Annotated in this window: 20 protein-coding genes and 1 tRNA gene; 20 read left to right on the forward strand and 1 reads right to left on the reverse strand. The window is 40.8% G+C overall.

What is annotated here, in order from left to right:
* The first annotated feature begins 106 nt into the window (after positions 1 to 106).
* From IZT61_RS21070 to IZT61_RS21150, 17 genes are all read left to right on the forward strand, one after another.
* Complete coding sequence (locus tag IZT61_RS21070) at positions 107 to 805, forward strand: ABC transporter ATP-binding protein (protein WP_196098966.1); 699 nt, start codon at positions 107 to 109, stop codon at positions 803 to 805.
* A gap of 166 nt (positions 806 to 971) precedes the next feature.
* Positions 972 to 3,341 carry an ABC transporter permease gene (locus IZT61_RS21075; protein ID WP_196098967.1) on the forward strand — a complete coding sequence of 790 codons (2,370 nt, stop codon included), beginning with the start codon at positions 972 to 974 and terminating at the stop codon, positions 3,339 to 3,341.
* A 185-nt stretch (positions 3,342 to 3,526) separates the two neighbouring features.
* Entirely contained in the window at positions 3,527 to 5,914 is a 2,388-nt protein-coding gene (locus tag IZT61_RS21080; RefSeq protein ID WP_196098968.1) for an ABC transporter permease, read from the forward strand.
* A gap of 308 nt (positions 5,915 to 6,222) precedes the next feature.
* Complete coding sequence (locus IZT61_RS21085; protein WP_196098969.1) at positions 6,223 to 8,646, forward strand: ABC transporter permease; 2,424 nt, start codon at positions 6,223 to 6,225, stop codon at positions 8,644 to 8,646.
* A gap of 118 nt (positions 8,647 to 8,764) precedes the next feature.
* Positions 8,765 to 8,902 (forward strand): hypothetical protein, encoded by a 138-nt coding sequence (locus IZT61_RS21090; RefSeq protein WP_196098970.1) that lies wholly within the window; start codon positions 8,765 to 8,767, stop codon positions 8,900 to 8,902.
* Between the two features lie 90 nt (positions 8,903 to 8,992).
* Positions 8,993 to 11,392 carry an ABC transporter permease gene (locus tag IZT61_RS21095; RefSeq protein ID WP_196098971.1) on the forward strand — a complete coding sequence of 800 codons (2,400 nt, stop codon included), beginning with the start codon at positions 8,993 to 8,995 and terminating at the stop codon, positions 11,390 to 11,392.
* Positions 11,393 to 11,522: 130 nt separating this feature from the next.
* A complete protein-coding gene (locus tag IZT61_RS21100; RefSeq protein WP_196098972.1) occupies positions 11,523 to 13,916 on the forward strand; it encodes an ABC transporter permease in 2,394 nt (797 codons plus the stop codon).
* A gap of 387 nt (positions 13,917 to 14,303) precedes the next feature.
* Positions 14,304 to 15,014: an ABC transporter ATP-binding protein gene (locus IZT61_RS21105; protein ID WP_196098973.1), complete on the forward strand. Its 711-nt coding sequence runs from the start codon at positions 14,304 to 14,306 to the stop codon at positions 15,012 to 15,014.
* 265 nt (positions 15,015 to 15,279) lie between these two features.
* Complete coding sequence (locus IZT61_RS21110; protein WP_196098974.1) at positions 15,280 to 16,077, forward strand: helical backbone metal receptor; 798 nt, start codon at positions 15,280 to 15,282, stop codon at positions 16,075 to 16,077.
* Positions 16,078 to 16,202: 125 nt separating this feature from the next.
* Entirely contained in the window at positions 16,203 to 16,511 is a 309-nt protein-coding gene (locus IZT61_RS21115; RefSeq protein WP_196098975.1) for a hypothetical protein, read from the forward strand.
* A gap of 578 nt (positions 16,512 to 17,089) precedes the next feature.
* Positions 17,090 to 17,395 carry a hypothetical protein gene (locus IZT61_RS21120; RefSeq protein ID WP_196098976.1) on the forward strand — a complete coding sequence of 102 codons (306 nt, stop codon included), beginning with the start codon at positions 17,090 to 17,092 and terminating at the stop codon, positions 17,393 to 17,395.
* A 153-nt stretch (positions 17,396 to 17,548) separates the two neighbouring features.
* Positions 17,549 to 17,630 (forward strand) — tRNA-Leu (locus IZT61_RS21125).
* A gap of 192 nt (positions 17,631 to 17,822) precedes the next feature.
* On the forward strand, positions 17,823 to 19,172 hold the full coding sequence (tig, locus tag IZT61_RS21130; protein ID WP_196098977.1) for a trigger factor: 1,350 nt from the start codon (positions 17,823 to 17,825) through the stop codon (positions 19,170 to 19,172).
* Positions 19,173 to 19,244: 72 nt separating this feature from the next.
* Entirely contained in the window at positions 19,245 to 19,601 is a 357-nt protein-coding gene (locus IZT61_RS21135) for a four helix bundle protein (protein WP_196098978.1), read from the forward strand.
* Between the two features lie 151 nt (positions 19,602 to 19,752).
* Complete coding sequence (clpP, locus tag IZT61_RS21140) at positions 19,753 to 20,460, forward strand: ATP-dependent Clp endopeptidase proteolytic subunit ClpP (protein WP_196098979.1); 708 nt, start codon at positions 19,753 to 19,755, stop codon at positions 20,458 to 20,460.
* Positions 20,444 to 21,682: an ATP-dependent Clp protease ATP-binding subunit ClpX gene (gene clpX, locus IZT61_RS21145; RefSeq protein WP_196098980.1), complete on the forward strand. Its 1,239-nt coding sequence runs from the start codon at positions 20,444 to 20,446 to the stop codon at positions 21,680 to 21,682. Before clpP ends, clpX begins: the two co-directional genes overlap by 17 nt.
* A gap of 81 nt (positions 21,683 to 21,763) precedes the next feature.
* A complete protein-coding gene (locus IZT61_RS21150; RefSeq protein WP_196098981.1) occupies positions 21,764 to 22,627 on the forward strand; it encodes an AMP nucleosidase in 864 nt (287 codons plus the stop codon).
* 729 nt (positions 22,628 to 23,356) lie between these two features.
* On the opposite strand, the gene IZT61_RS21155 is transcribed toward IZT61_RS21150, so the two are convergent.
* On the reverse strand, positions 23,357 to 24,217 hold the full coding sequence (locus IZT61_RS21155) for a sigma-70 family RNA polymerase sigma factor (protein ID WP_010601359.1): 861 nt from the start codon (positions 24,215 to 24,217) through the stop codon (positions 23,357 to 23,359).
* A 410-nt stretch (positions 24,218 to 24,627) separates the two neighbouring features.
* On the opposite strand from IZT61_RS21155, the gene IZT61_RS21160 reads away from it, so the two are divergent.
* From IZT61_RS21160 to IZT61_RS21170, 3 genes are read left to right on the forward strand one after another with little or no spacing between them, the layout of a single operon-like run.
* Positions 24,628 to 25,227 carry a hypothetical protein gene (locus IZT61_RS21160; RefSeq protein WP_196098982.1) on the forward strand — a complete coding sequence of 200 codons (600 nt, stop codon included), beginning with the start codon at positions 24,628 to 24,630 and terminating at the stop codon, positions 25,225 to 25,227.
* Between the two features lie 20 nt (positions 25,228 to 25,247).
* A complete protein-coding gene (locus IZT61_RS21165) occupies positions 25,248 to 25,478 on the forward strand; it encodes a helix-turn-helix domain-containing protein (protein WP_196098983.1) in 231 nt (76 codons plus the stop codon).
* A gap of 56 nt (positions 25,479 to 25,534) precedes the next feature.
* The gene (locus tag IZT61_RS21170; protein WP_196098984.1) at positions 25,535 to 25,807 is read left to right on the forward strand and encodes a hypothetical protein; all 273 of its coding nucleotides are present in this window, start codon (positions 25,535 to 25,537) and stop codon (positions 25,805 to 25,807) included.

The raw sequence follows: 25,807 nt of genomic DNA on the forward strand, positions 1-25,807 counted from the left end.
AAGTCAATAGTCGGTAGTCCCGAAGCAATAACTAACCATACAACACTAAGCAATTAAACAACACTCAAGTCTTAATACTTGATACAAAATACTTGATACTAGCATTATGATCAAAATAGAAAATCTTGAAAAAGTCTACAAAACGGAAGAAGTAGAAACTACGGCGTTAAACGGGATCAGCCTTCATGTAAAAGAAGGTGAGTTTGTTTCCATTATGGGCCCGTCGGGCTGCGGAAAATCCACGCTATTAAATGTAATGGGTTTATTGGATAAGCCCGAAAGGGGCAGTTATAAGTTTGTTGATACGGAACTTTTAACGTTGAACGATCGAGAGCGTTCTAATTTCCGCAAGCGGAATATGGGCTTTGTTTTCCAGAACTTCAACCTGATTGATGAGTTGACGGTGTTTGAAAACATCGAGTTGCCTTTAATCTACAACAAGGTTCCTGCGGGCGAACGTAAAACGCGGGTTAATGAAATTATTGAACGGATGAACATTGTAAATCGCAGCGGGCATTTTCCGCAACAACTTTCTGGTGGTCAACAACAGCGAGTTGCGGTTGCGAGGGCGTTGGTTACAAAGCCTAAACTAATTTTAGCCGATGAGCCTACGGGTAACCTCGATAGTTCTAACGGTAACGAAGTAATGGAGCTGCTGTGTGAACTGAACGAGGCGGGAACGACCATTGTAATGGTAACGCACTCGAGCCACGATGCCAGTTTTTCGCATAGAATAGTAAACCTAAAGGATGGCCACGTAATCTCTGAAAAGGTAAATAAAAGTAGAAACGAGGAGCTTATTTAAGTCTGGAGTCCGAAGTCGGGAGTCAGCAGACTAATCGTAGTAGCAAGAACAACAAGTGCAATAGCAAGAACAAAAAATAGGTGTAAGATTTAGGTAAAAGAGGTATAGTTGATACGCCCAAACCCTAAACCCTATACCTTACACCTTATGTTAAACCTTACACCTTATGTTTAAACTTAACTTTAAAATCGCGTTGCGAAACCTCTGGAAAAACAAGGGCTTTACCTTGATTAACCTTGGGGGACTTGCCATTGGCCTCGCCAGTTGCATGGTTTTGTTACTGTACGTTTCATACGAATGGAGCTATGATAAGCAGTATACAAATGCAGATAAAACGTATGTGGTTTACCAAAACGCAGCTGCGAACGGGAAAACTTTTAGCTGGGCATGGACGCCAAACCCGATGGCAAAGGAAGTGGCCGTAAAAATTCAGGGGGTTAAGTATGCCTCTCATTCCACCTATCCAAATCCAATGCTGATTACAGTTGGTGAGAACAAAATAAAAGCTCGGGCGGTTTTTGCTGATCAATACCTACCAAAAATATTGGATTACAGGTTTACAAAGGGAAATCCAGAGCAGGCACTAAAGGGTGTAAACACAATTATCCTGACGGAATCATTTGCCAAAAAACTATTTGGAGACGAAGACCCGATCAATAAAACCGTGAAGCTTGATAATCAAGATCTGTTAAAGGTAGAGGCTATAATTGAGGATATTCCTGCCAATAATAGTATTGTGTTTGAATGTTTAATGCCCTGGGAATTATTTGAAAAAAAGAATCCCTGGGCCAAAGGAAATAATTGGGGAAATAACATGTGCCTCACCTTGGTTCAATTAAAGGATAATAATTTCTTCGCCCAGGCTAATGCCGATATGGAGGGAATTTACAAGCGGAACCAAAGTGGAAATACGGCCGAGGCTTTACTGCACCCCATAACCAAATGGCATTTATACAGCGATTTCCAGAACGGGAAATCAGTTGGAGGAAAGATAGAACAGCTCAAAATATTCCTTTTGCTCGCTTTTTGCATTCTTTTAATTGCTTGTGTAAACTTCATGAACTTATCTACCGCTCGCTCAGAGCGTAGGGCAAAAGAGGTAGGCATCCGTAAGGCCATCGGCTCCACTCGCAAATCGTTGGTAGGGCAATTCTTACTGGAATCGACGTTTATCACTTTACTTTCGGGAGTTCTCGCTTTCATTCTTGTCGAAATCAGCTTACCCTACTTTAACAACCTGTTAAATATCCAATTACAAATAGATTACGGCAGTATCGTTTTTTGGGCTACGTTTTTAGGCTTAATGGTATTTACAGGATTCATAGCAGGCAGTTATCCGGCATTATATCTTTCCTCGTTCGAGCCCATCAAGGTTTTAAAAGGACTGAAGATAAAATCCGACTCTTCGGTTTCTGTCCGCAAGGTTTTAGTAGTGGTGCAATTTGTATTTGCCGCCTGTTTAATTGTTTGCACATCGGTAATTTATCAACAGCTTACCTATGTTAAAAATAAGCCGATTGGATATGATAAATCTAATCTTATTCAAATTGCGGTTCAAGGCAAAATGGGAGACGATAGCAAACTGGAACTGCTAAAGGCCTTATTGGTAAAATCAGGTGCGGCAACTGATGTTACTACTTTTAGTAAAGATATTACCGAAAACGGTAACAATACAACCAGTATTTCGTGGGAGGGGAAAAGCCCTAATGAGTCTATACTCTTCAACAATAGGGGAATAGGTGGTGATTTTATTAAGACGATTGGCACCGAATTAATTATTGGACGCGAATTCTCGGCAACATCTAAAAACGACAGTAACAAGGTAATGCTTAATGAGGCTGCGGTGAAAATGATGCGTTTAAAAAATCCGGTTGGAGCAACCATTACCTATGGCGATACCAAGATGATAAATGTAGGTGTTGTTAAGGATTTTGTGGTAGAAAGTGCGTACCAGAGGGTGGCGCCGATGATTTTTTATCCGAGCTACCTTGATGGGGCCGCAGTTGTGATCGTACGTCTAAACCCAAACCAAAATATAAGCACTTCATTAGCAAAAATTGATGAGTTGGTTAAACAGATTGAACCTGATTATCCGGTTAACCGGAAATTTGTTGATGAATCTTTCGAACAAAAGTTTCAAGATGAAAAACTGCTCGGAACACTTTCTAACTGGTTCGGAGGCTTTGCCATCTTCATTTCTTGTTTGGGTTTATTGGGATTGGCACTTTTCATGGCCGAACAACGTAAAAAGGAAATCAGCATTCGCAAGGTACTGGGTGCCAGCACCGCAAATATTCTCACGCTTTTAAATAAAGACTTCATTAAGCTGGTTGGCATTGCAAATCTGATCGCTTTTCCATTGGCCTATATCATCACTAACAAATGGCTGTCGGCTTTCGAATATCGAATATCCTTTTCGGCTATGCCTTTTATAGCTGCAATCACATTATCGGTAATTATAGCTGTTTTAACGGTGAGCATACAGTCGGTCAAAGTGGCAAAGGCCAATCCGGTTGACGCGTTGAAATATGAGTAAAGCCCCACCCAACCTCCCCAGAGGGGAGGAGTGGCAGGAGCAAATAGCAAGTGCAATTGGCAATTAACCGTTTGCATGCAACAATTTAACAATACAACAATCTAGCAAAGGCGTAAGGCTTAAAGCGAAAGGCGTATAGTTAAAACGCCCAAACCTTTAACCCTACACCTCAAACCTTACACCTTATGTTTAAATTAAACTTAAAAATCGCGTTGCGAAGCCTCTGGAACAACAAGGGCTATGCTTTTATCAGCATCGTTGGGTTGGCAGTTGCCCTAACCATTTTTATTTTGACCATGCTTTACGCCAATTACGAGAAAAGCTACGATGCTTGGAACCCGGGTTTTGAGCATATTTATCGGGTTAATTATAAGTCGGCTACCGAGGATGTTGCCTTGAGTCCCGGCAATATGGCCACTACCAGCAAAGAAAAAATCCCTGCTGTAGAAGCTTCAACGAGGATACAAGATTATTGGTTTGGCGACTTGTTAGTTAAAACAAAAGCTAAAAGCGTTTACGTAAACGATGTAGTGCTTGCTGACAGCAATTTTTTAAAGGTTTTTGATTATCCACTGGTTTACGGCGATGGGAAAACGGCCTTGAGTAAACCTCAAACCTTAATTTTGAGCAAAACAATGAGCGAAACCATTTTCGGAAAAGGCGTTAATCCCGTGGGCGAAGCGGTTGTGCTCGATAATAACCTGTCCTATACCGTCACCGCTGTAATCGATGAAGCCAGATTTCCTGCACATTTTCATTTCAACCTGATTCGTCGGTTCAAGAAAAGCGTTAACGGCGAATATTACAGCAATAATTTTTATACTTATTTAAAGTTGAATCCTCAAAGCAGTATTGTACAAACTGAGGCGATGCTTAACAAAAACAGAACCGAGCTTTTAAATATTGAGCTGGCAAAAATCCCTAACGAGGAGAAAGCAGACTTTGCTGAATACATCAAAGAGAATACACTTTATTTGCAGCCAATCAAAAATATCCACCTTAGTAAACTGAACGTAGAATACGAGTTTCAGGGAAACGGGATGGGCAAATACATGTATTTAATGTTCCTGGTAGCGGGTTTGGTGCTCATTATTGCAGCCGTTAACTTTACCAATTTATCAATTACAATTGCCACTAAAAGGGCTAAAGAAACAGGTGTTAGAAAGGTTTTGGGTGCGCAACGGTTTCAGATAGGTACACAATTCATTTTAGAAACAGGCGTACAGTGCTTGTTAAGCCTCATGTTCGCCATCATCATGGTAGAGTTGTTTCTACCCGCATTTAACAACACCGTTGGTTCGGCTATTCAATTAGAGAACTTGTCTGATTACAGGCTGATTTTTGGTCAGATCTTAATTTTACTACTTGCAATCACCTTAGTTGTCGGCCTATACCCGGCGCTACTCATTAGTAGGGTGATTCCGGCCAAAGTGTTGAAGGGAAATTTTGCCAACAGCAACAGCGGTTATTGGATAAGAAATGGACTAATTGTACTTCAATTCGTTATCGCGGTTTTGTTTATCTCGGGCATTTGGATCATCAACAGCCAGTTGAGGTACATGCAGCAGAAAGACCTGGGCTACAAGCCGCAACAAGTAGTGGCAATAGCCATGCAGGAGTATGGCGAAAAGCATTTCAGAGCCATAAAAAATACCCTTAAAAACATCGAGGGCGTGTTGAGCATAAGCCGGGCAGATCATATTCCGGGCGAAGATATGGGCGGGAACAGTTATGGCAACGAAGGGAAATCTTATTCATCGAACTTTATTACCGTAGATGTTGATTACTTTGAAACCATGGGGATGAAGCTGCTCGATGGGCGAGGTTACAGTGCTTCGAACCCTGCCGATACCTTAAATTCGCTGGTTTTAACCGAAACTGCGGCTAAGACTTTTAACCTAAAGAACCCGGTTGGCAAAATTGTTCAGTTTCGCCAAAGCAACGCCAGGGTAATTGGCCTTGTGAAAGATTTTAACCATTACAGCCCCGAAAAGAGCTATCAGCCCATTGTTTTTCAATACATGAAAGGCAATCCGCTGAGATATGTTTTGTTGAATATTTCATCAACAAACGCACCGCAAATTATCGCAGAAATAGAAAGTGCATGGACTAAGCTCGAGCCGAACTTCCCGATAAAGTACACCTTACTCGACAGGTCTTTCGAAAAAATGCTCGCAAAGCAAACGCAACTGAGGAGCATCATCGGCTTTCTATCCTTGCTAACCATCGGTTTGGCGTTGATGGGAATTTTCGCAATTGCAGCTTTTAATACCCAAAGACGCTTTAAAGAAATCAACATCCGAAAAGTGTTGGGCGCATCACTTTTTGATATTTTGGGTTTGTTGAACAAGGGTTTTGCAAAACTGGTCATTTTGGCCAACATCATTGCCTGGCCAATGGCCTATTTAATTTTAAGGGAATGGCTTAATGGTTTTGCTTTTAGAATCGACATGCCGGTTTTGCCATTTGCTTTGGCCGGCTTGATTACACTTTTTCTTACAGCTTTAATAGTGAGTTTGCAATCGCTAAAAGCCGCGAAAGCCAATCCGGTTGACGCCTTGAAATATGAGTAAAGCCCAACCCAACCTCCCCAGAGGGGAGGAGTGGCAGGAGCAAATAGCAAGTGCAATTGGCAATTAACCGTTTGCATGCAACAATTTAACAATACAACAATCTAGCAATACAACAATTACCCAAGCAAACAATGACGAGCGAAGAAATCAAATTATTAACCACAAAAACAAACAGATTACCACTTCCTAGCTCCCTCTCTTCAAGGAGAGGGCGGGGGGAGAGGTTAAAAAAGGCGTAATTCTTAAAGCGAAAGGCGTATAGTTAAAACGCCGAAACCTTAAGCCCTACACCTCAAACCTAATACCATATGTTCAAATTAAACTTAAAAATCGCGTTGCGAAACCTTTGGAAAAATAAAGGCTATGCGGCCATTAACATTGGTGGACTGGCACTTGGTTTAACCGCATTTGTTTTGATGCTTTTGTATATCAACCACGAAGAAAATTACGACAGCTGGACGCCAGAGCTAAAAAACGTATATCAAATTAGAGAACGACACGACTTTTTCACGCCCGACAATAAGGAGCGTTGGCAGGATAATACAGATAGCAGAATGGCCGCTTTGGTAAGAGAAAATATACCGCAAGTAGTTGCCGCTACAAAGGTTGATCAAGAATGGAATTGGAGTAACGGATTATCAGTAAAAGTAGCGCATTCGGAACCCATTTTAATCAAAAGCATAAAAGATGCAGACAGCAGCTTTTTTCATGTTTTTCCTCATCAGTTTTTGCTGGGAAGTTCCCAAACGGCCCTAAACACCCCGAAATCTATCGTATTAAAAGAAAGCACAGCCTTAAAATTATTTGGCAGCACAAACGTTTTGGGTAAAACCTTGAAGGTAGTATTGTGGAGAGACGACCCCGGACAAGTATTAACCGTAACAGGGGTGGTAAGCGAGCCAAAAACACCACAAACGGTAGGTTTTTCTGCCATTATGAGGACAGGTGCTCGAGATAAAGACCCCGATGGAATCAACAGTAAAAGTTTCTGTCAAGTTTATGCAAGAACGAATGGACCGATAGACACTGCAATGCTAAACAAAACTTTACAAAAAATATATCTCGACCATACAAAAGCGAGTTTCGTTAAGAGAAAAATAAATTTCAGCGATTACTATAAAGATGGTAAAACGCCAGGTTTAATGGCCTTGCAACTCGGCGACGTTCATGCCAATCCGCCCCTCCAAATCAGCTGGAAAGATAAAATTAAGCCTGTTTTGGGCATTTCTATTTTTTTGCTGTTGGTGTCGGTAATTAATTTCGTAAACCTGGCAACCGCCCAATCGGTACAAAGAGCAAAAGAGGTAGGCGTTAAAAAAGTTCTGGGCGTTTATAAAAGGCAACTACTTAGCCAGTTTTTGATGGAATCAGCATTGCAAAGCTTTGTGTCGTTGTTTTTGTGTGTGATAATGGTCGAAATGGTTCTGCCGGCTTTTAATCAAAATTTCAACGTAGTACTCAGCTTCTGGCATAACCCTCAAATAGTGCCTTTGCTTGGTCAGCTATTCGCGCTGTTTGCAATTGTTACTTTATGCGCAGGTTTTTATCCCGCGTGGATTCTCTCCAATTACAATCCGATTTCGGTGTTAAAAGGCAATTACCAAAACAGCTTAAAGGGCGTAGCACTAAGGAATGTTCTGGTGGTTTTCCAATTTGTAATTTCCATAACTTTTATCATTGCAATAGGGGTAATGTACAGCCAAACACAATTCATAAGCAATAAAGATTTAGGTTTTGATCGCGGAAATCTCATCAATATAAGATCCAATTATCAGGAAGAATTTGCCGAAAGATTAAGAAAAATTCCTGGCGTTAGATATGTGGCTACAACGACGCAAGTAATGGGCAATGCTTTTAACATGCCCGGAGAGATTGTTTTTAACGACAACCAGCTGGCAGTTAACACTGTTACGGTAACGATGGATGCACTGCAAGCCCTTGGCGTAAAGGTGATGCAGGGGAGGCTTTTTTCTAAGGAATATAAGCAAGATACCGTAAATGCGGTAGTGCTGAATGAAAGCGCAGCCAGGTTGATTGGTAAAAATCCGGTCGGCAAAACGTACGATGCAAAAAGTGATAAAAAAAAACATACTTTCCAAATTGTTGGCGTAATTAAAGATTTCCATAACGAGGGCTTTGATAAGGTCGTTCTGCCAACAGTTTATAAGGTGACGCATTTGGGTGGCATGTCGAGCACCAATAATTTAATTGTTCGCTTTGAAAGCGAAAACAATGCTGAGGTTTTAAGGAAGATAAACGACGAATGGAAAAGGCTTTATCCAGATTATCCGATGAGTTATGTTACTATGAACGATGCGTTTGACAACGTTCTTGAAGATAATAAACGCTTCATGAATATGATTATCCTGTTCAGTATTATTTCAGTTTCGTTATCGTTACTTGGCTTGTTTGCCTTATCAACCTTTGTAGCCAAGCGCAAAACAAAAGAAATTGCCGTGCGAAAAGTGCTTGGAGCCTCCAATTTGCAAATAATTAATTTCCTAAATAAATCGTTTCTCGTTTTGGTAATCGTTGCTAATTTGGCCAGTTGGCCTATTGCATACATTATCGTAAAAAAATGGCTCGATGGATTTGCTTACCGAATACCGATGCCGGTTATTCCCTTTCTTATTGCAACCATTGCTTCTATTATAATTGCGGTTTTAACAGTAAGCATTCAAGCCAGAAAAGCCGCTGTGAGCGACCCTGTTGATGCTTTGAAATATGAGTAGAAGGAGTCCGAAGTCGGCAGTCGGGAAGTCCGAAGTTTAAGGCGCAAAAGCAGAAAGACCAAAGACTAAAGCGAATTATCAATGCTTTAAAAAACAATGACCACAGTAGAAATTAAATATGAGTAAACAAGGTGTAAGGCATAAGGTAAAAGGCTTAAGGTTAAAGCGCCCAAACCCTATGTTCTACACCTCAAGAGAGGCTTACGATAAACAAAAAATGCTCTCAACTTGGGATGATTTAGAAAAGGATTATTAAACACGAATAAAAAAGGTATAAGGCTTAAAGCAAAAGGCGTATAGTTAAAACGCCCAAACCTTAAACCCTACACCTCAAACCTTAAACCTTATGTTCAAATTAAACTTAAAAATCGCTTGGCGAAACCTTTGGAAAAACAAGGGATATACGCTTATCAATATTCTCGGTCTATCGATTGGGATGGCCAGCTGTATCTTAATCTTCATCTTTATTCGCTACCAAATGAGCTTTGATAAAGGTTTTGAAAATGATGACAGGATTTACCGTATCACTACCAATTTTACCTCTGCCGACGGTTTCTTTCAGTCGCAAGGCGTACCCAAACCTGCGGTGGCGGCCTTGCGCAACGACTTTAAAAAGGAAATGGAAACAGTTGGTGCCATTCGTCAAGATGGGGGGATTATAAAGATAAAAGATGAAAACGGGAAGGAGCGGATTAAGACCGCTGAGAATATTTACTATGCAGAACCCGAGTTTTTTCAAATCATGAGTTTTAAATGGCTGCAGGGCAATCCCATTCAATCGCTCAGCAAGCCCAATACCGTGGTTCTGGCGAAAGATATGGCCGATAAACTTTTTGGCGACTGGCGAAAGGCTTTAGGCAAAATCATTAATTTCGACAATAACCAAGACTTTACCGTTTCAGGAATTTTGCAGGAGATGCCTCAAAACAGTTCATTTCCATTAAATATTGTTGTTTCTTATCAAACTTTTAAAAACAACAATAGCGCTGATTTTACCGCATGGGGCTCTACATCTTCAACTGATGAGTGTTATTTTTTACTAAAGGATGGTGTTTCTATTGATGAGGTACAGATTTTATTAGCTACGTTTTCGGCCAAATATTTTAAGAAAGATGCCATTTCTAAAGAAGAAATTCGTGCACAGGCATTAAAGGATATCCATTACAACGAAGACCTTGGTAATTTTGCAGGGAAGATCATGGCCAAAAAGGAACTTTACGGTTTGGCTGTCATTGGGCTGTTTTTATTGTTAACGGCCTGCATCAATTTTATAAATCTGGCCACGGCCCAAGCGGTGAGTAGAGGCAAAGAGGTTGGTGTGCGTAAGGTGATGGGAAGCTTAAGAAAACAGCTCATTTTTCAGTTCTTAACCGAAACCCTGACGATAAGCGTACTTTCGTTGCTTATTGCCTGTGTTTTAACAGAAATTGCCTTGCCGGGGATGAAAAGCTTATTTAGTGACGACATTTCTTTCAGCATTATTGAACATCCGGTCATTTTCGTTTTTATGATTTTATTAGTTATAGTGGTAAGCTTTTTGGCCGGTTTTTATCCTGCAATGGTTATGTCAGGCTTTAGCCCGGCGCTTGCCATCAAAAACAAGATTACTGCGAACACCGGCGGCTTAAGTTTACGCAAAATATTGGTTGTTGTTCAGTTTGCAATCACTGTGGTGTTGATTATCGGCACCCTGGTGGTGTTAAGGCAGATGAATTACATGCGAGAGAAACCACTTGGCTTTAATCCATTGGCCGTTGCCATGGTTAGCGTTCCTGCAGACAGTTCGAGCCAGTTGAAGTATCAGATTTTGCAAGAGCGAATCAATAAAATTCCCGGAGTTTTGACTACGAGTTTTTGTACGAATGCGCCATCGTCTACCAATAATAATGAAAGTAATTTTTCATATGATGGCACTGTCGACGCTAATTTTCAAGTAAATACTAAACCTGCTGACGAAAACTATTTTAACACTTTCGGTTTAAAGCTCGTGGCTGGAAGGGGCTTATCTAAAAGTGATACTATTAAAGAGTTTGTGGTAAACGAAACCACTTTGAAAAAACTCAATATAGTTGATTTCAACGATGCTCTGGGCAAAAAAATCAGACTATGGGGCAAAAACGGAACATTAGTTGGTGTAGTAAAAGATTTTAACAACTTGAGTTTACACGAGCCCATTTCGCCAATTATTATCACTACTCGTAAAGATAGTTACCACAACCTGGGGGTAAAATTAGATAGCAAGGAAATCCGCTCTGCAATGCATCAAATCGAAGAGATTTGGAACAGCACCTATCCGGAAAGTATTTACGAATCTACCTTTCTGGATGAGGATATCAGACAGTATTACGAAACCGAACGTGTTATGGGTATACTTTTTAAAGTTTTCGCGGGTGTAATCATTTTTATCTCCTTTATCGGCCTGTTTGGTCTTATATCGTTCGTTGCCGCACAAAGAACCCGGGAAGTGGCCATTAGAAAAGTGCTGGGCGCCTCAACCATTGAGCTGGTAAAAATGCTGAATGGATCGTTTTTAGTGATGGTATTTATTGCCAATCTGGTGGCGTGGCCGCTCGCTTATCTGTTTATTTCCAAATGGCTTTCGGGCTTTGCCTACCGCATCGACATTAGTGTTTGGCCTTTTTTGGCGGCGATGTTGATTTCGATGATAATTACCCTGTTAACCGTTAGCGTCCGCTCGTACAAAGCTGCGGTTGCAAACACAATTGATGCACTTAAATATGAGTAAAAGGAGTCCGAAGTCGGGAGTCGGAAGTCCGAAGTTTAAAGAGCAAAAAGAAAAGACTAAAGCGAATTACCAATGTTTTAGGGCAAAAGTTTAATGCACCCAAACCCTACACCTCTAAACCCTACACCTTATGTTTAAACTGAACCTCAAAATAGCCTGGCGAAACCTTTGGAAAAACAAAGTGTATACGCTCATTAATATTCTCGGTCTTTCTATTGGGATGGCAAGCTGTATTCTCATTTTCATTTTTATCCGGTATCAGCTTAGCTTCGATGAGGGCTTCAAAAATGAGAATAGAATCTTTAGGATTGTTACCGATTGGAAGTACGATGCTTACGAAGATTTTTCGGCCGGGGTGCCTGTGCCTTTTAGCGCTGCGGCCAGAAATGAGATTCCGGGCTTTGAAAAAGTGGGCTCTATTTTTAAAAGAGGCGGAATGATCAGTATAAAAGATGCGGGTGGAAAAGACAAGCTTAAAAGCGATGAAGCCGTTTATTATGCCGAACCCGATTTTTTCGATGTCTTTTCTGATATTCAATGGATTTATAGTGCCCCAAGCCTTGCATTAACTGAGCCCGGAGCAGTTGTTTTGACCAAAGCATACGCCATCAGGTTTTTTGGCAGCGTAAAAGACGCGATAGGGAAGACGATCAGACTGGGAAGAACGACCGATTTAAAGGTAACCGGAATTATACAGGATATGCCCAAAAACAGCAGCTTTCCGCTCGGTATCGTAATCAGCTACGAAAGCTACCCGGGCAGGTTTAACAATAACTGGGATTCTGTAAATTCGAGTTCATCAAGCTATGTGCTATTGAAAGAAGGTTTAGCGGCCAAAGATGTGCAAGAATCGATGACCCGCTTTAACCAGAAGTATTATCCTATTGAAAAAGTTGCCGGCAACCAAACCAACCGACTGCAAGCCTTAAGAGATATCCATTTTAGTGAGAAGTACGATAACTTTGCCGATTCGAACATCAGCCGCAGTCAGATTTACGGCTTGGCCGTTATTGGTATCTTCCTGATACTAACCGCTTGCATCAACTTTATCAATTTGGCAACCGCCCAATCGGTAAACCGCTCAAAAGAAGTTGGTGTGCGTAAGGTAATCGGTGGAAAAAGGAAGCAGTTGGTGGCGCAATTTTTAACCGAAACGCTTGCCATAAGTTTAATAGCCCTGCTCATTGCCTGCGTTATTACCGAGCTCGCCATTCCGCCAATGCAAAATCTTTTTAAAGATGAAATAACATTCAGCTTGTTCAGCCATCCGTCCATTTTTCTGTTTATGGCAGTCCTAGTTATTTTTGTAAGCTTTCTGGCTGGTTTTTATCCCGCTATCGTAATCTCCGGTTTTAATCCGGTGCTCGCCATCAAAAATAAAATTGCGTTAAATGGCAGCGGCTTAAGTTTCCGCAAAGTGTTGGTTGTCGTTCAGTTTACAATAACGGTTGCATTAATTATCGGAACGCTGGTAATTATTAACCAAATGAAATATATTCGGGGCAGATCGTTGGGTTTCAACCCGAGTGCCGTAGCTATGGTGAGCGTTCTGTCCGATAGTTTGAGTAAAAATAAGTATAGCACCTTTCGCGAACGCGTGTTAAGGATTCCCGGCGTAAAAGACCTCAGCTTTTGCCAGTCAGAACCGTTATCGAACAACATCAATTCGAGCGATTTTACTTACAACGGTAAAAAGAATAAGGATTTTGAACTGCGGTACATGCGTGCAGATGAGCACTTTTTCAAATTGTTTGACTTAAAGCTGATTGCCGGAAAGGTTTTCCGCAAAAGCGACACCGCGAATGCCTGCGTTGTTAACGAAACTTTCTTGAAAAAAATGTCGATTTTAAACCCTCAAGACGCCATCGGAAAAGTAATTTATGCAAGTGGAAACACCGTTCCGATAGCTGGAGTTGTAAAAGATTTTCACGACCTTTCGTTGAAGGAGAATATCTCTGGACTGGCCATTTTTCCGGGTAAAGATGAGTATTGGAAAGCTGCCATAAAAATGGATAGTGAACGCCTCGCACCGGCAATGAAAGAGATCAACAAGATTTGGAACAACACTTTTGCAGGCGGCATATTCTACTCGCATTTTGTGAGCGAAAGGATTAACAGTTATTATGAAAGCGAGCGCATAATGGGCATACTCTTCAAGGTGTTCGCCGGTGTAATCATTTTCATCTCCTTTATCGGGCTGTTCGGCCTTATATCGTTCGTTGCTGCACAAAGAACCCGCGAAGTAGCCATCAGAAAAGTGCTGGGCGCTTCAACCATCGAGCTGGTAAAAATGCTGAATGGATCGTTTTTAGTGATGGTATTTATTGCCAATCTGGTGGCGTGGCCGCTCGCTTATCTGTTTATTTCCAAATGGCTTTCGGGCTTTGCCTATCGCATCGACATTAGCGTGTGGCCGTTTTTGCTGGCCATGGGAATTTCGATGTTGATTACCTTACTTACAGTTAGCGTCCGCTCGTACAAAGCTGCGGTCGCAAACACTGTTGATGCTTTGAAGTATGAGTAGAAGCCCCACCCAGCCTCCCCAGAGGGGAGGAGCGGCAAGGAGCAAATAGCAAGTTGCAGTAAGCGATTGGCAAAGGGTAATTTGCAGTTTCCGTGCAACAATTTAGCAATACAACAATTATCCAAAAAACCGATGATGAGCGGAGAGACTAATTTTATAACCACAAAACCAAACAAACCAGCACTTCCGGCCCCCTCTCTTCAAGGAGGACCTGTTCCGATTTTCATCGGAAGGGCGGGGGGAGAGGCTAAACAGGGTAAAAGGCTTAAGGTAAAAGGTTTGAGGTTAAAACGCCCAAACCCTATGCCTTACACCTCAAAGCTTAAGCCTCTAGAAAAACAATGATAACATATAAATTAATACGCCTAAACCCCATACCTTATTAAAATGATAGAAATTAAAAACATCGAAAAATATTATGCCAGTAAAGGTGTAAAGCATTATGTGTTACGGCATGTAACGGCAAATATCAAACAAGGCGAATTTGTTTCCATTATGGGCCCATCGGGCGCCGGCAAATCAACATTGCTTAACATTTTGGGGATGTTAGAAGAACCAACTTACGGCACTTACGACTTTTTAGGCGAAGATGTAACCACCTTAAACGAGCGAAAGCGCATAGAATTGTATCGAAACCACATTGGGTTTGTGTTTCAAGCGTACCATTTGATTGATGAAATGACCGTTTACGAAAATATCGAAGCTCCATTGCTGTACAAAAAGGTGGGTGGCTCAGAACGGGCAAGCCGAATCGCCGATCTTTTAGATCGTTTCAACATTGTGGCCAAAAAAGACCTCTTCCCTAATCAACTTTCTGGTGGCCAACAGCAATTGGTAGGCATTGCTAGGGCTTTGGCGGCGCAACCATCAATCATTCTCGCTGATGAGCCGACAGGCAATCTTCAATCGGCGCAGGCAGATGAAATTATGCATTTGTTTAAAAAGTTAAATCAGGAAGATGGCATGACCATTATTCAGGTTACACATTCTGAAAAAAATGCCAGCTACGGCAATCGCATTCTGCATATTGCCGATGGCGTAGTTAAGGAGGATGTGAGCGTTGACCGAAAGGAGAAATCAACAATTGGCAAAGAGTAATTGGCAAGGCAAGTCATCCGATGAATATGAACATGCTGCCTATATTCATCGGATGACTTTGATCTCAATGACAAATAAACAATTAACAAGTAGCAAAGAGCAACTGGCAAGCAAGTCATCCGATGAATATGAACATGCTGCCTATATTCATCGGATGACTTATGGCGAACAATCGAGCAATTAAACAACCTGATTTGGTAATTAACCGAGGTTGCGGGTTAATGCGCAATATCTTCGGACTCCCGACTTTTCCTACCTTTGCTAAATGCAAAAATCTTTCACCGATCAAATGGGGCGGGAAGTGACCATCAATTTCCCCCCAAAAAGAATTATCTCAGTTGTGCCCTCGCAAACCGAGCTTTTATTTGCTTTGGGGCTGGATTCGGAAGTGATCGGGTTGACCAAATTCTGCATTCATCCCATTGAGAAATTTGCTGCCCGCACAAAAGTTGGGGGAACGAAAAAACTAAACATCGATTTAATAAAAGATTTGAAGCCTGATCTGATTATCGGCAACAAAGAGGAAAATACACAAAGCGATATCGAAGAACTTGCCGAGCATTTCCCCATTTGGATGAGCGACATTTACAACTTAGATGGCGCCATTAAAACCATTGAGCAAATAGGTGCATTAGTCGATCGTGAGCCCGAAGCCGCCTATCTTAACCATTTAATCGGCGTTGGTTTTAACGATTTAAGACTTCTCGCAGCTCAAAATAACATTCATAAACGAGTGGCTTATCTAATATGGCGCAAGCCGTACATGGTTGCCGGTAAAAATACTTTTATCGATGATGTGTTATTAACCAACGGGATGACGAACGTTATTGGGCAAGAACGGTATCCCGAGATTAGTCTTGAAGAACTGAAAATGCGCAATTGCGATTTGATTTTACTGTCGTCAGAGCCCTATCCCTTTAAAGAAAAACACATAGCCGAAATCAAAGAAGCAATTCCGGGGGCAAAGGTTTTGCTGGTAGACGGCGAGATGTTCAGTTGGTATGGGAGCAGGCTGGTTAAAGCTGTACAATATTTTTTTGAGCTCCAAAAAGCCCTCTATTAGCTTCATCGCCGTTGACTTCAGTCAACGGGGGAAAGGATTTTTTTTGAATTCCAAAAAAGCACTTCATTAGTCTTTTGTTTCTTTAGTTGTTGTTTAATGCTAACTTCATTCAAATTTAATCCTTTATGAAAAGAATCGCAATATTATCACTCTTTATCGCTGTAATTTCAGGATGCAGCGCTGTTAACAACAGCAGTAGTTTTGGCAAAGGTGTATTGAAGATTGCTGGAGTAATAGAAAAACCTGGTGTGACATCGTATCAATATGGTACACATGTACTAAAAGCTGAAGATAAAACTTATGCTATCCAAAGTGAAAGTATTGATTTTGATAAATTTCTCAATCGAAAGGTTGAAATTACGGGTAGAAAGGTGAAAGGTTATCCAGTTGATGGCGGACCAGAACTAATCAGAGTTACCCTAATTAAATATTAACCTTGTTGTTTTAGATTTTGTATTTGCCGTTGGCTTCAGTCTTCTTGCATGTCATTGCCGTTGGCTTCAGCCAACGGGTAGTTGTTGAAAAAAGTTTTGTTAGCTTCTTTTAACTATTTGCATTTCATTGCCGTTGGCTTCAGCCAACGGATAGTTGTTGAAAAAGGTTTTATTAGCTTTTTTCTTTTAACTATTTGCCTTTCATTGCCGTTGGCTTCAGCCAACAGATAGTTGTTGAAAAAGGTTTTATTAGCTTTTTTCTTTTAACTATTTGCCTTTCATTGCCGTTGGCTTCAGCCAACGGGTAGTTGTTGAAAAAAGTTTTGTTAGCTTTCTTCGTTTAACTATTTGCCTTTCATTGCCGTTGGCTTCAGCCAACGGGTAGTTGTTGAAAAAAGTTTTGTTAGCTTCTTTTAACTATTTGCATTTCATTGCCGTTGGCTTCAGCCAACGGACAACGGGTAATTATTTTTCATTTCCAAACAGAACTTTATTCGCTTTGTGCTGTTGATATTTTGCTGTTCATTGCCGTTGGCTTCATTCAACGGACAACTAATAAGCAATTAAAAATCAAAACCATGAAAAAATTCTCTATTCTAGCGCTCTTTGTAGTTGCTGTTTCCAGTTGCAGTATCACGCAAAACACCGCTGGCGGCGATGCCGTATCGTTAACCGGCAACCTGCAAAAACTAAACACCACAACCTACCAATATGGAACACATAGCATTAACTCGGGTGGAAAACCCTACGCCTTAAAAAGCAGTTCGCTAAACCTCGACACCTGGGTTGATAAGCAGGTAACGCTTAGAGGCAATAAGGTTTCTGGTTATCCTTTAGAGGGCGGACCCGACTTAATTGAGGTTTCCGAAGTAGTGATGAAGTAGCACCGCAAAAAATAATTAATTATGGCGAAAATCTTTCTCGCTAAAAATTAGCAACTTAGCTGTAACGACGAAAAATAATTAAGAAATTATCGCAAATCCCTTTTGATAATTCAATCTGTTTTCTATCTTTGCAGTCCTTAATACATCCTAACTGCGGAAGTGGCGTAATTGGTAGCCGCACCAGACTTAGGATCTGGCGCTTCACGGCGTGGGGGTTCGAGTCCCTTCTTCCGCACAACAAGATAAAGGCCGTTTCGATTTAAAAAGTCGGAACGGTTTTGTTTTTAGAAAACATTGATTAAAAATAGATTTGAGATACTAGACACTAGATTTGAGACATGGTATAGATTCGATAGCTATTGGATTGAAAATTTCTCCTGTCTTCTGTCTCACATCTCATATCACAATACTCATAGCTCATAAAAAAATGAATATTACTCAGGAAAAAACCGGCAACTTAAATGCTGTTGTAAAAATCAAAATTGAACCGGCTGATTATAGTGAAAAAGTAGAGAAGGCCATCAAAGATCAGGCTAAAAAAGCACAACTGCCTGGTTTCCGCAAAGGGATGGTTCCTGCTGCTCACATCAAAAAAATGTATGGTAAAAGCATTTTGGTAGAAGAGGTGAACAACTTGTTAAACGATACCTTATCCAACTACATTGCTGAGCAAAAATTAGAGATTTTGGGTCAACCATTGCCAAAAATGGACGACGAGCGTGAGTTTAAATGGGATTATACCGATGAGTTCGAGTTCGATTACGAATTGGGTTTAGCACCGGCATTAGAGATCGATTTATCATCAAAAGATAAATTTACCGAATATGTAGTTAAGGCAGATAAAGAAACTTTAGAAAGCCGAATTAAAAACATCCGTCGCAGCTATGGCAAAATGACCAATCCTGAGGTTTCAGAAGAGGGTGATGTTTTGTACGCTGAATTGACTCAACTGGCGCAAGATGGTTCTGTTTTTGAAGGTGGAATCACAAACACTGCAACGCTTCGCTTGGATCAGGTTAAAGACAAAGAAATTCTTAAATCGCTCGTTGGCCTAAAGAAAGACGACGAAGTAACCGTTGATATTCAAAAAGCATTTGAAGATGCTGCGGTAGTTGCAAAAGCTTTAAACATTTCGGAAGAAGATGCTGCTGAGCTGAAATCAGATTTTAAACTTCATATCAAAAATATTAACCGTTTAGAAGAGTCGGATTTAAACCAAGAGTTTTTCGATAAATTGTTCGGTGAGGGAACTGTTACGGATGAAGCCGGATTCAGAGCAAAGATTCAGGAAGAAGTAGAAAGCATGTTCAAGCAAGATGCTGAGCGTAAGTTATCGAATGATATTTATGAAGAACTTCTAAAGAAATTCCCTTTAGAATTGCCCGATGAGTTTTTACGTCGCTGGTTGAAAGCCACCAACGAAAAATTAACCGACGAAGAGTTGGCAGAAGGATATGACGATTTCGCTAAGAACCTTAAATGGACTTTGATTGAAAACAAGATCATCAAAGACAATCAGATCGAGATCAAATATGAGGATGTAGTTCAGGCTGCTAAAGCAAAATTAGATGCACAGTTCAGAATGTACAGCCCAAGTCCGCTTCCGGAAGATCAGTTGGCACAGTATGCCGTTCAATTCTTACAAGAGAAAGAAAATGCAAACCGTACTTTCGAAGAGGTAAAAGCAATCAAAACTTTCGATCACATTAAATCTATCGTTACCTTAGAGCCTAAAGAAATAGATTACGATAAGTTCGTGGCTTTAGAGAAGAAGTAATTGGCATAGGGCATGGAGCTGGGAGCTTTTAATGCCATGATGCAAAGTCATATATAAATCCTATTTTGCTTGATGGCAAAATTTAGATTTCAAGACTTACTTATATGGCAAAGAGCTATTGCGGTAGGCAACAAATTAATTGATATTTCTGAGAAATTAGAAGAATTAAAAAAGTATAGATTCGCTGAGCAGCTTCGAGGGGCTGCTCTTAGCGTTTCTAATAATATTGCGGAGGGTTCGGGCTCCAACTCAGTACCAGAATTCAAAAGATTTTTGAATTACGCCCATAGATCTGTTTTTGAAAACGCCAATATTGTTTTGGTTTTAAATTTAAGGTCGTTGGTTTCCGACATTGATTTGTCAGTTTTATTGGAAGAATTGGATGTTCTGGCAAGAATGATTTCAAGTTTTTCAAGGAGCTTAAAATAATGTGTGCTATATTGGCAGCAATTTTGGTATGGTATACTCTTTGATTGAACCAAGATAATTAAAATATTATTTATATTTTGGTTTTTCATTATTCACGACCCATTGGGGACAGGAACGAAAGCTCCATGCCCTATGCTAAAAAACTCATAGTATGAACATTGACTCACAAGAATTCAGAAAATTTGCCGTTAAACACCAGGGGATTGGCGGCCTACACGTAGATAAATTTATTGCCCAGGCCAACTTAAATCCACAGAATATGACACCTTACATCATTGAGGAACGTCAGTTAAATGTGGCCCAAATGGACGTTTTTTCGAGGTTGATGATGGATCGAATCATTTTTTTAGGTGATGCCATTCACGATCAAAACGCCAACATTATCCAGGCTCAATTGTTGTTTCTACAATCAACAGATGCTGATAGAGACATTCAGATCTATATCAACTCGCCGGGCGGATCTGTTTACGCTGGTTTGGGTATTTACGATACCATGCAATATATTCAGCCCGATGTAGCAACAATTTGCACAGGTATGGCCGCGTCAATGGGTGCTGTGTTATTGGTTGCCGGCGCAAAAGGTAAACGTGCAGCGTTGCCACACTCAAGAGTAATGATTCACCAACCATCTGGCGGTGCACAAGGTGTAGCTTCTGATATGGAAATCAACTTGAGAGAAATGTTGAAACTGAAAAAAGAATTATACGATATCATTGCTGAACACTCTGGCCAAACTTACGATTGGGTAGAGAAAGCTTCAGATCGCGATTACTGGATGACGGCCGATGAGGCAAAAGGATTTGGTATGGTTGATGAGGTGTTATCGAGAAACGCGAAAAAAGATGGCGAAACAAAATAAAGATTCCCGTTGCTCATTCTGTCATTCTGGCAAGCATGAAACATTAATGTTAATTGAAGGTATGGATGCGTTTATCTGCGATAAATGTGTAACCCAGGCCAATCAACTGCTTGCTCAGGAATTAGGAACCAAAGGGACAAAAAATATTCAGGAGGCAATAAACTTATTGAAGCCCCTTGAAATTAAGCAGCATCTTGATCAATATGTAATTGGTCAGGATGACGCAAAAAAGGTATTATCCGTTGCCGTTTACAACCATTATAAACGTTTGAATCAAAAAGTTGATAAAGACGAGATCGAGATTGAGAAATCAAACATCATGTTGGTTGGCGAAACCGGAACCGGTAAAACGCTTTTGGCAAAAACGATAGCAAAAATTTTGCACGTACCTTTTTGTATTTGCGATGCAACCGTTTTAACCGAGGCTGGCTACGTAGGTGAAGATGTAGAAAGCATTTTGACCCGCTTGTTGCAAGCTGCAGATTACGATGTTACCTCCGCCGAACGCGGTATTGTTTATATCGATGAAGTTGATAAGGTTGCACGTAAAAGTGACAATCCATCCATTACACGCGATGTTTCCGGAGAAGGTGTTCAGCAAGCTTTATTGAAGATTTTGGAAGGAACTGTTGTAAACGTACCTCCACAGGGCGGACGTAAGCATCCCGACCAGAAAATGATTCCGGTAAATACGAACAACATTCTGTTTATTTGTGGAGGAGCTTTTGACGGTATCGAGCGCAAAATTGCAAACCGTTTGCGTACACAGGCCGTAGGTTACAAAGTGAAGAAAGATGAGGCCGTTCTCGATCTTAAAAATCTTTACAAGTACATTACCCCGCAGGATCTAAAATCATTTGGTCTAATCCCCGAACTGATCGGTCGTATTCCGGTGCTCTCTCACTTAAATCCGTTGGATAAAGAATCGTTGAGAAACATTTTAACGGCACCAAAAAACTCGCTTATTAAACAATACGTTAAGCTTTTTGCTTACGAAGACGTTAAATTGGTTTTTGAAGAAGAAGTGTTAGATTTTATTGTTGATAAAGCAATGGAATATAAGCTAGGCGCACGTGGATTGCGGTCAATTTGCGAAGCGATTATGCTCGATGCCATGTTCGACACGCCGACGCAGAAAGATGTGAAGGAGCTGGTGATCAACCTCGATTATGCCGTGGAGAAATTTGAAAAGGCCGATTTCAAGAAGTTGCAGGCCGCATAAAAAAATCAAATCCCTCCCGTTTCGGGAGGGATTTTTTGTTAAATACGCATAGCACTTTCGCTTTGCGATAAACTAATAAGTATGAATGAAGAAAAAGATATAAAAAAAAATGAAGCGATTGTTGAAAAACCGAAGAAGGTAAAAGAAGTAGAAAGTCCGGTAAAAACGGGCCTGAAATCCAAAGAAGAAATTGTTAAAAATTGGCTTCCGCGTTATACGGGCAGGCCGCTAAACCAGTTTGGCGATTACATATTGCTTACCAATTTCAGTAAGTATGTAAGTATGTTTTCCGAATGGAACGACAATGCGCCAATTATGGGTTTAGATAAGCCAATGCAAAGCGTTACCGCCAACGGCATTACCATTATAAATTTTGGAATGGGAAGCCCTTTGGCAGCCACCATGATGGATTTGCTAACTGCCATTAAGCCAAAAGCAGTTTTGTTTTTGGGCAAATGTGGCGGCTTAAAGAAAAAGAACCAATTGGGAGATTTGATTTTGCCGATAGCCGCCATAAGGGGAGAGGGAACATCGAACGATTACCTCCCCGCAGAAGTGCCCGCGTTGCCGGCGTTCGCGTTACAGAAGGCCATATCAACTACCATTCGCGATCATGGCCGTGATTATTGGACAGGCACCTGTTACACCACCAACCGCAGGGTTTGGGAGCACGACAAAGATTTTAAAAGATACCTGAAAACGTTGCGTGCAATGGCCGTAGATATGGAAACCGCCACTATTTTTACAACGGCATTTGCCAACAAAATTCCCGCCGGAGCATTACTTTTGGTATCTGATCAGCCGATGATTCCTGAAGGCGTCAAAACAGCCGAAAGCGACAGCAGCGTAACGGAAAAATATGTCGAAACACATTTAAGAATTGGAATTGATTCGTTAAAGCAGTTGATTAACAACGGTTTAACAGTGAAGCACTTGCTGTTTTAGGACCATTTAAGAGTAAGAATGATTATCCGTCTTCCGTTTCGCTTTCTCAGGATCCTTCGTCTCTCAGGGATAACAGCACCGAGGTTTTGTCATTCTAAGGCACGAAGAACCTGTTTCGTACTTGCACAGCCATTCGCTCACCTACATACTTTCATAATTTTGGCTTGTGCATTTTTGAAGCCGGTGGTCATTGCTTAGGCATTCTCCCTACCTACCTTTGATGTTTTCCATCACCCTAGAATCGTCCTTTCGACCGAAGCGCAGAAATCTTTGAACCATCGACATAGATTTAGCTGCGCTGAACACATCGTGGTTCTCGGCTGCCTGCCCGTCCGGCCAGGCGCTCAATGTCATCTAGTTAAGGAAAAAAAAACATTGTCGCCTTGAGCATTTCGACTTGAGCTTGTATTGAGCGTAGTGAAATGCTCAATACAGGCTAAGTCGAAGGGTGATGTTTATTATTTTTTCCTACAGAAAAAGTCTTCGACTCCGCTCAGACTGACACCGAGCAGGCTTGACTAAACGACATTGGGCGGACGCTCGAAAGGTCGACCCTTCTTAGACCATATTTTCTAAAAAAGAATGTTACTCATATTAATTTATATGCAAAACCTGCCCGTCCGGTCAGGCGAGAATCAAAGCTCAGAATGGCAGCAAAAATGAAAGTATTCGATCAAACAAAAAAGACCGCTTAATAGCGGTCTTTTCATTTTCTTTTGGTTTAGATTCTTATCCCAAATATGATTTTAAGATCTTGCTCCTCGAAGTATGACGCAAGCGTTGAAGCGCCTTGTCTTTAATTTGTCTTACACGTTCACGTGTCAGGTTAAACTTCTCGCCAATCTCTTCTAACGATAGGGGATGGTTTGAGCCTAAGCCAAAAAACAATACTATTATTTCTCTTTCTCTTTCTGTTAATGTAGAGAGAGAACGTTTGATTTCTTCTGATAGCGACTCGTTGATTAATGAACTGTCGGTATTTGGCTCGTGATTTTCCAATACATCCAACAACGTATTTTCTTCACCTTGCACAAATGGAGCATCCATTGATACGTGGCGGCCAGAGTTACTCAGCGTGTCAGAGATTTTATCTACCGTGGTCTCCAAAATATCTGCCAATTCTTCAGGCGACGGTTCACGCTCATATTCTTGCTCTAATTTAGAGAAAGCCTTGCTGATTTTACTTAACGAACCCACCTGGTTTAAAGGTAAACGCACAATACGGCTTTGCTCGGCAATAGCCTGCAAAATCGATTGACGAATCCACCAAACCGCATAAGAAATAAACTTGAAACCCTTGGTTTCATCGAAACGTTTCGCCGCCTTAATTAATCCCAGGTTACCTTCGTTAATTAAATCTCCTAAAGTTAAACCTTGATTTTGATATTGTTTTGCAACAGATACAACGAAACGTAAGTTAGTTTTAGTTAATCGCTCTAATGCAGCCTGATCGCCTTCACGAATCTTCCTTGCTAAAATTACCTCTTCCTCTGCTGTTATTAAGTCTACTTTACCAATTTCGTGTAAGTACTTATCCAAAGATTGACTTTCGCGATTGGTAATGGATTGCGTTATCTTGAGTTGTCTCATTTATACGTTTTGTGTGCTCTTTAATTATTGAGTGTGCAAAGTTACGAAATTGTATAGCAATGTGAAAGGATAAAATGCTGAAAACGTTGCTGTTTGCACAAGTTTTTTACAGTTTTACTTCCTACAAAAATCATTCCAATTAATTGTTTGTCACCAAACATCCGTAGTAACTTGAAAATATTGCCCTGCATTAACTATTTATTGTGATTCGATAAAAAAACTTTGTTTTACGATAAATAAATTTCTATGTTTGCTTAACAAATTATTAAAATCTTATGACGCTTCGCAATTTTCGCTTCGCCAGACTTGAATATAAACCACTCAACTATCAGAAGGTTTTTCAGAACGTAATTTTATTCTCACGTAAAAGAAATTTAACCTATTTTTCGACGCCTTTTAACGCCTAACCAATGAACAGAATTTTACAACTTTCTAGCTATGCGGGAATTAGCTTGATTTTAATAAGCGTCATTATCGGAACCATCCACACCCTCGATGCTGTAGATAACTACCGCGATGGAATGCTTTCTGTAACGATGCGTGCAAACGGGCCCACTCAACCCAGTAAATTGCTAGCCACCGCTAAGTTTACACCAAGCCAGTTTGGCTCGTACCAATTTAAGCCCACATTAGCGCAATCGCTGATTTTGTCGGGCCAGGGCCTCAATGAAACCGGAACCACTATTGTTTTTTGTTTGCTAACCGGAACTTTCATCTTATTTATGACCAATACAAGGCCTCATCTGGTTGAGGGTTTAACAGAAACCCGGATATGGCAAATTGTTGGTGCCGCCGTTATCCTCTTTTTTTCGCTCAGATTCCTGTCATTAAATTTAATCGATGGGTATGTGGCAAGTTTAACGAATAACGCTTTCGAGTACCGTACGCTCGATGCAGGCCGTGGGCAGATCAATATAGAAATGTTGTCGCTGGTAGTGATCATCACCATAATTTACGAACTCCTCAATTATTCGCGGAAGCTGAAACACGAAAACGACCTTACCATTTAATTTGATTACCAAAACAAACGATGCCAATAATTATAAATCTGGATGTAATGCTCGCCCGCCGGAAAATGTCGCTCACCGAACTGAGTGAGCGGGTAGGCATTACGATGTCCAATTTATCCATACTTAAAACCGGCAAGGCCAAGGCCATTCGCTTAGAAACCCTGGAGGCGATTTGTGGGGTACTGGATTGTCAACCCGGCGACATCCTCGAGTTCCGTTCGCTGGCTGATACCGAGGAGGGCAGGTGTTAACATTTTTTCGCTAATCTATTTATGAATACTGTGCAGATTTCTCTAAGTTTGCTTCAATGTCTTTGCCATTAACAAATCACACTTTAGAAAAATTAGAGCAGCTGCTCTTCGCAATGGGCTATAAGGTTCGTTACGAAAAGGGCAATTTCAAAACGGGCTCTTGCTTATTGGAGCATAACAAAATCGTTGTGGTAAATAAGTTTTCTAACCTCGAAGGGAAAATCATTGCTTTAGTTACTTTGGTGAAGCAAACCAGTGCCGACGAAAATATGTTAGATGAAAAACAGCGGCAGTTTTTTCACTCCTTACAACAAACCGAGTTATTTTAG

The organism is Pedobacter endophyticus (genome assembly GCF_015679185.1).
GTDB classification, from domain to species: domain Bacteria; phylum Bacteroidota; class Bacteroidia; order Sphingobacteriales; family Sphingobacteriaceae; genus Pedobacter; species Pedobacter endophyticus.

What these genes read in the sequence shown, in the direction of transcription:
- clpX (WP_196098980.1), top strand. Translation starts at nt 20,444, where the DNA reads ATGGCGAAACAAAATAAAGATTCCCGTTGCTCATTCTGTCATTCTGGC.
- IZT61_RS21105 (WP_196098973.1), top strand. Translation starts at nt 14,304, where the DNA reads ATGATAGAAATTAAAAACATCGAAAAATATTATGCCAGTAAAGGTGTA.
- IZT61_RS21100 (WP_196098972.1), top strand. Translation starts at nt 11,523, where the DNA reads ATGTTTAAACTGAACCTCAAAATAGCCTGGCGAAACCTTTGGAAAAAC.
- tig (WP_196098977.1), top strand. Translation starts at nt 17,823, where the DNA reads ATGAATATTACTCAGGAAAAAACCGGCAACTTAAATGCTGTTGTAAAA.
- IZT61_RS21165 (WP_196098983.1), top strand. Translation starts at nt 25,248, where the DNA reads ATGCCAATAATTATAAATCTGGATGTAATGCTCGCCCGCCGGAAAATG.
- IZT61_RS21135 (WP_196098978.1), top strand. Translation starts at nt 19,245, where the DNA reads ATGGCAAAATTTAGATTTCAAGACTTACTTATATGGCAAAGAGCTATT.
- clpP (WP_196098979.1), top strand. Translation starts at nt 19,753, where the DNA reads ATGAACATTGACTCACAAGAATTCAGAAAATTTGCCGTTAAACACCAG.
- IZT61_RS21070 (WP_196098966.1), top strand. Translation starts at nt 107, where the DNA reads ATGATCAAAATAGAAAATCTTGAAAAAGTCTACAAAACGGAAGAAGTA.
- IZT61_RS21120 (WP_196098976.1), top strand. Translation starts at nt 17,090, where the DNA reads ATGAAAAAATTCTCTATTCTAGCGCTCTTTGTAGTTGCTGTTTCCAGT.
- IZT61_RS21150 (WP_196098981.1), top strand. Translation starts at nt 21,764, where the DNA reads ATGAATGAAGAAAAAGATATAAAAAAAAATGAAGCGATTGTTGAAAAA.
- IZT61_RS21095 (WP_196098971.1), top strand. Translation starts at nt 8,993, where the DNA reads ATGTTCAAATTAAACTTAAAAATCGCTTGGCGAAACCTTTGGAAAAAC.
- IZT61_RS21085 (WP_196098969.1), top strand. Translation starts at nt 6,223, where the DNA reads ATGTTCAAATTAAACTTAAAAATCGCGTTGCGAAACCTTTGGAAAAAT.
- IZT61_RS21115 (WP_196098975.1), top strand. Translation starts at nt 16,203, where the DNA reads ATGAAAAGAATCGCAATATTATCACTCTTTATCGCTGTAATTTCAGGA.
- IZT61_RS21155 (WP_010601359.1), bottom strand. Translation starts at nt 24,217, where the DNA reads ATGAGACAACTCAAGATAACGCAATCCATTACCAATCGCGAAAGTCAA.
- IZT61_RS21090 (WP_196098970.1), top strand. Translation starts at nt 8,765, where the DNA reads ATGAGTAAACAAGGTGTAAGGCATAAGGTAAAAGGCTTAAGGTTAAAG.
- IZT61_RS21170 (WP_196098984.1), top strand. Translation starts at nt 25,535, where the DNA reads ATGTCTTTGCCATTAACAAATCACACTTTAGAAAAATTAGAGCAGCTG.
- IZT61_RS21080 (WP_196098968.1), top strand. Translation starts at nt 3,527, where the DNA reads ATGTTTAAATTAAACTTAAAAATCGCGTTGCGAAGCCTCTGGAACAAC.
- IZT61_RS21160 (WP_196098982.1), top strand. Translation starts at nt 24,628, where the DNA reads ATGAACAGAATTTTACAACTTTCTAGCTATGCGGGAATTAGCTTGATT.
- IZT61_RS21110 (WP_196098974.1), top strand. Translation starts at nt 15,280, where the DNA reads ATGCAAAAATCTTTCACCGATCAAATGGGGCGGGAAGTGACCATCAAT.
- IZT61_RS21075 (WP_196098967.1), top strand. Translation starts at nt 972, where the DNA reads ATGTTTAAACTTAACTTTAAAATCGCGTTGCGAAACCTCTGGAAAAAC.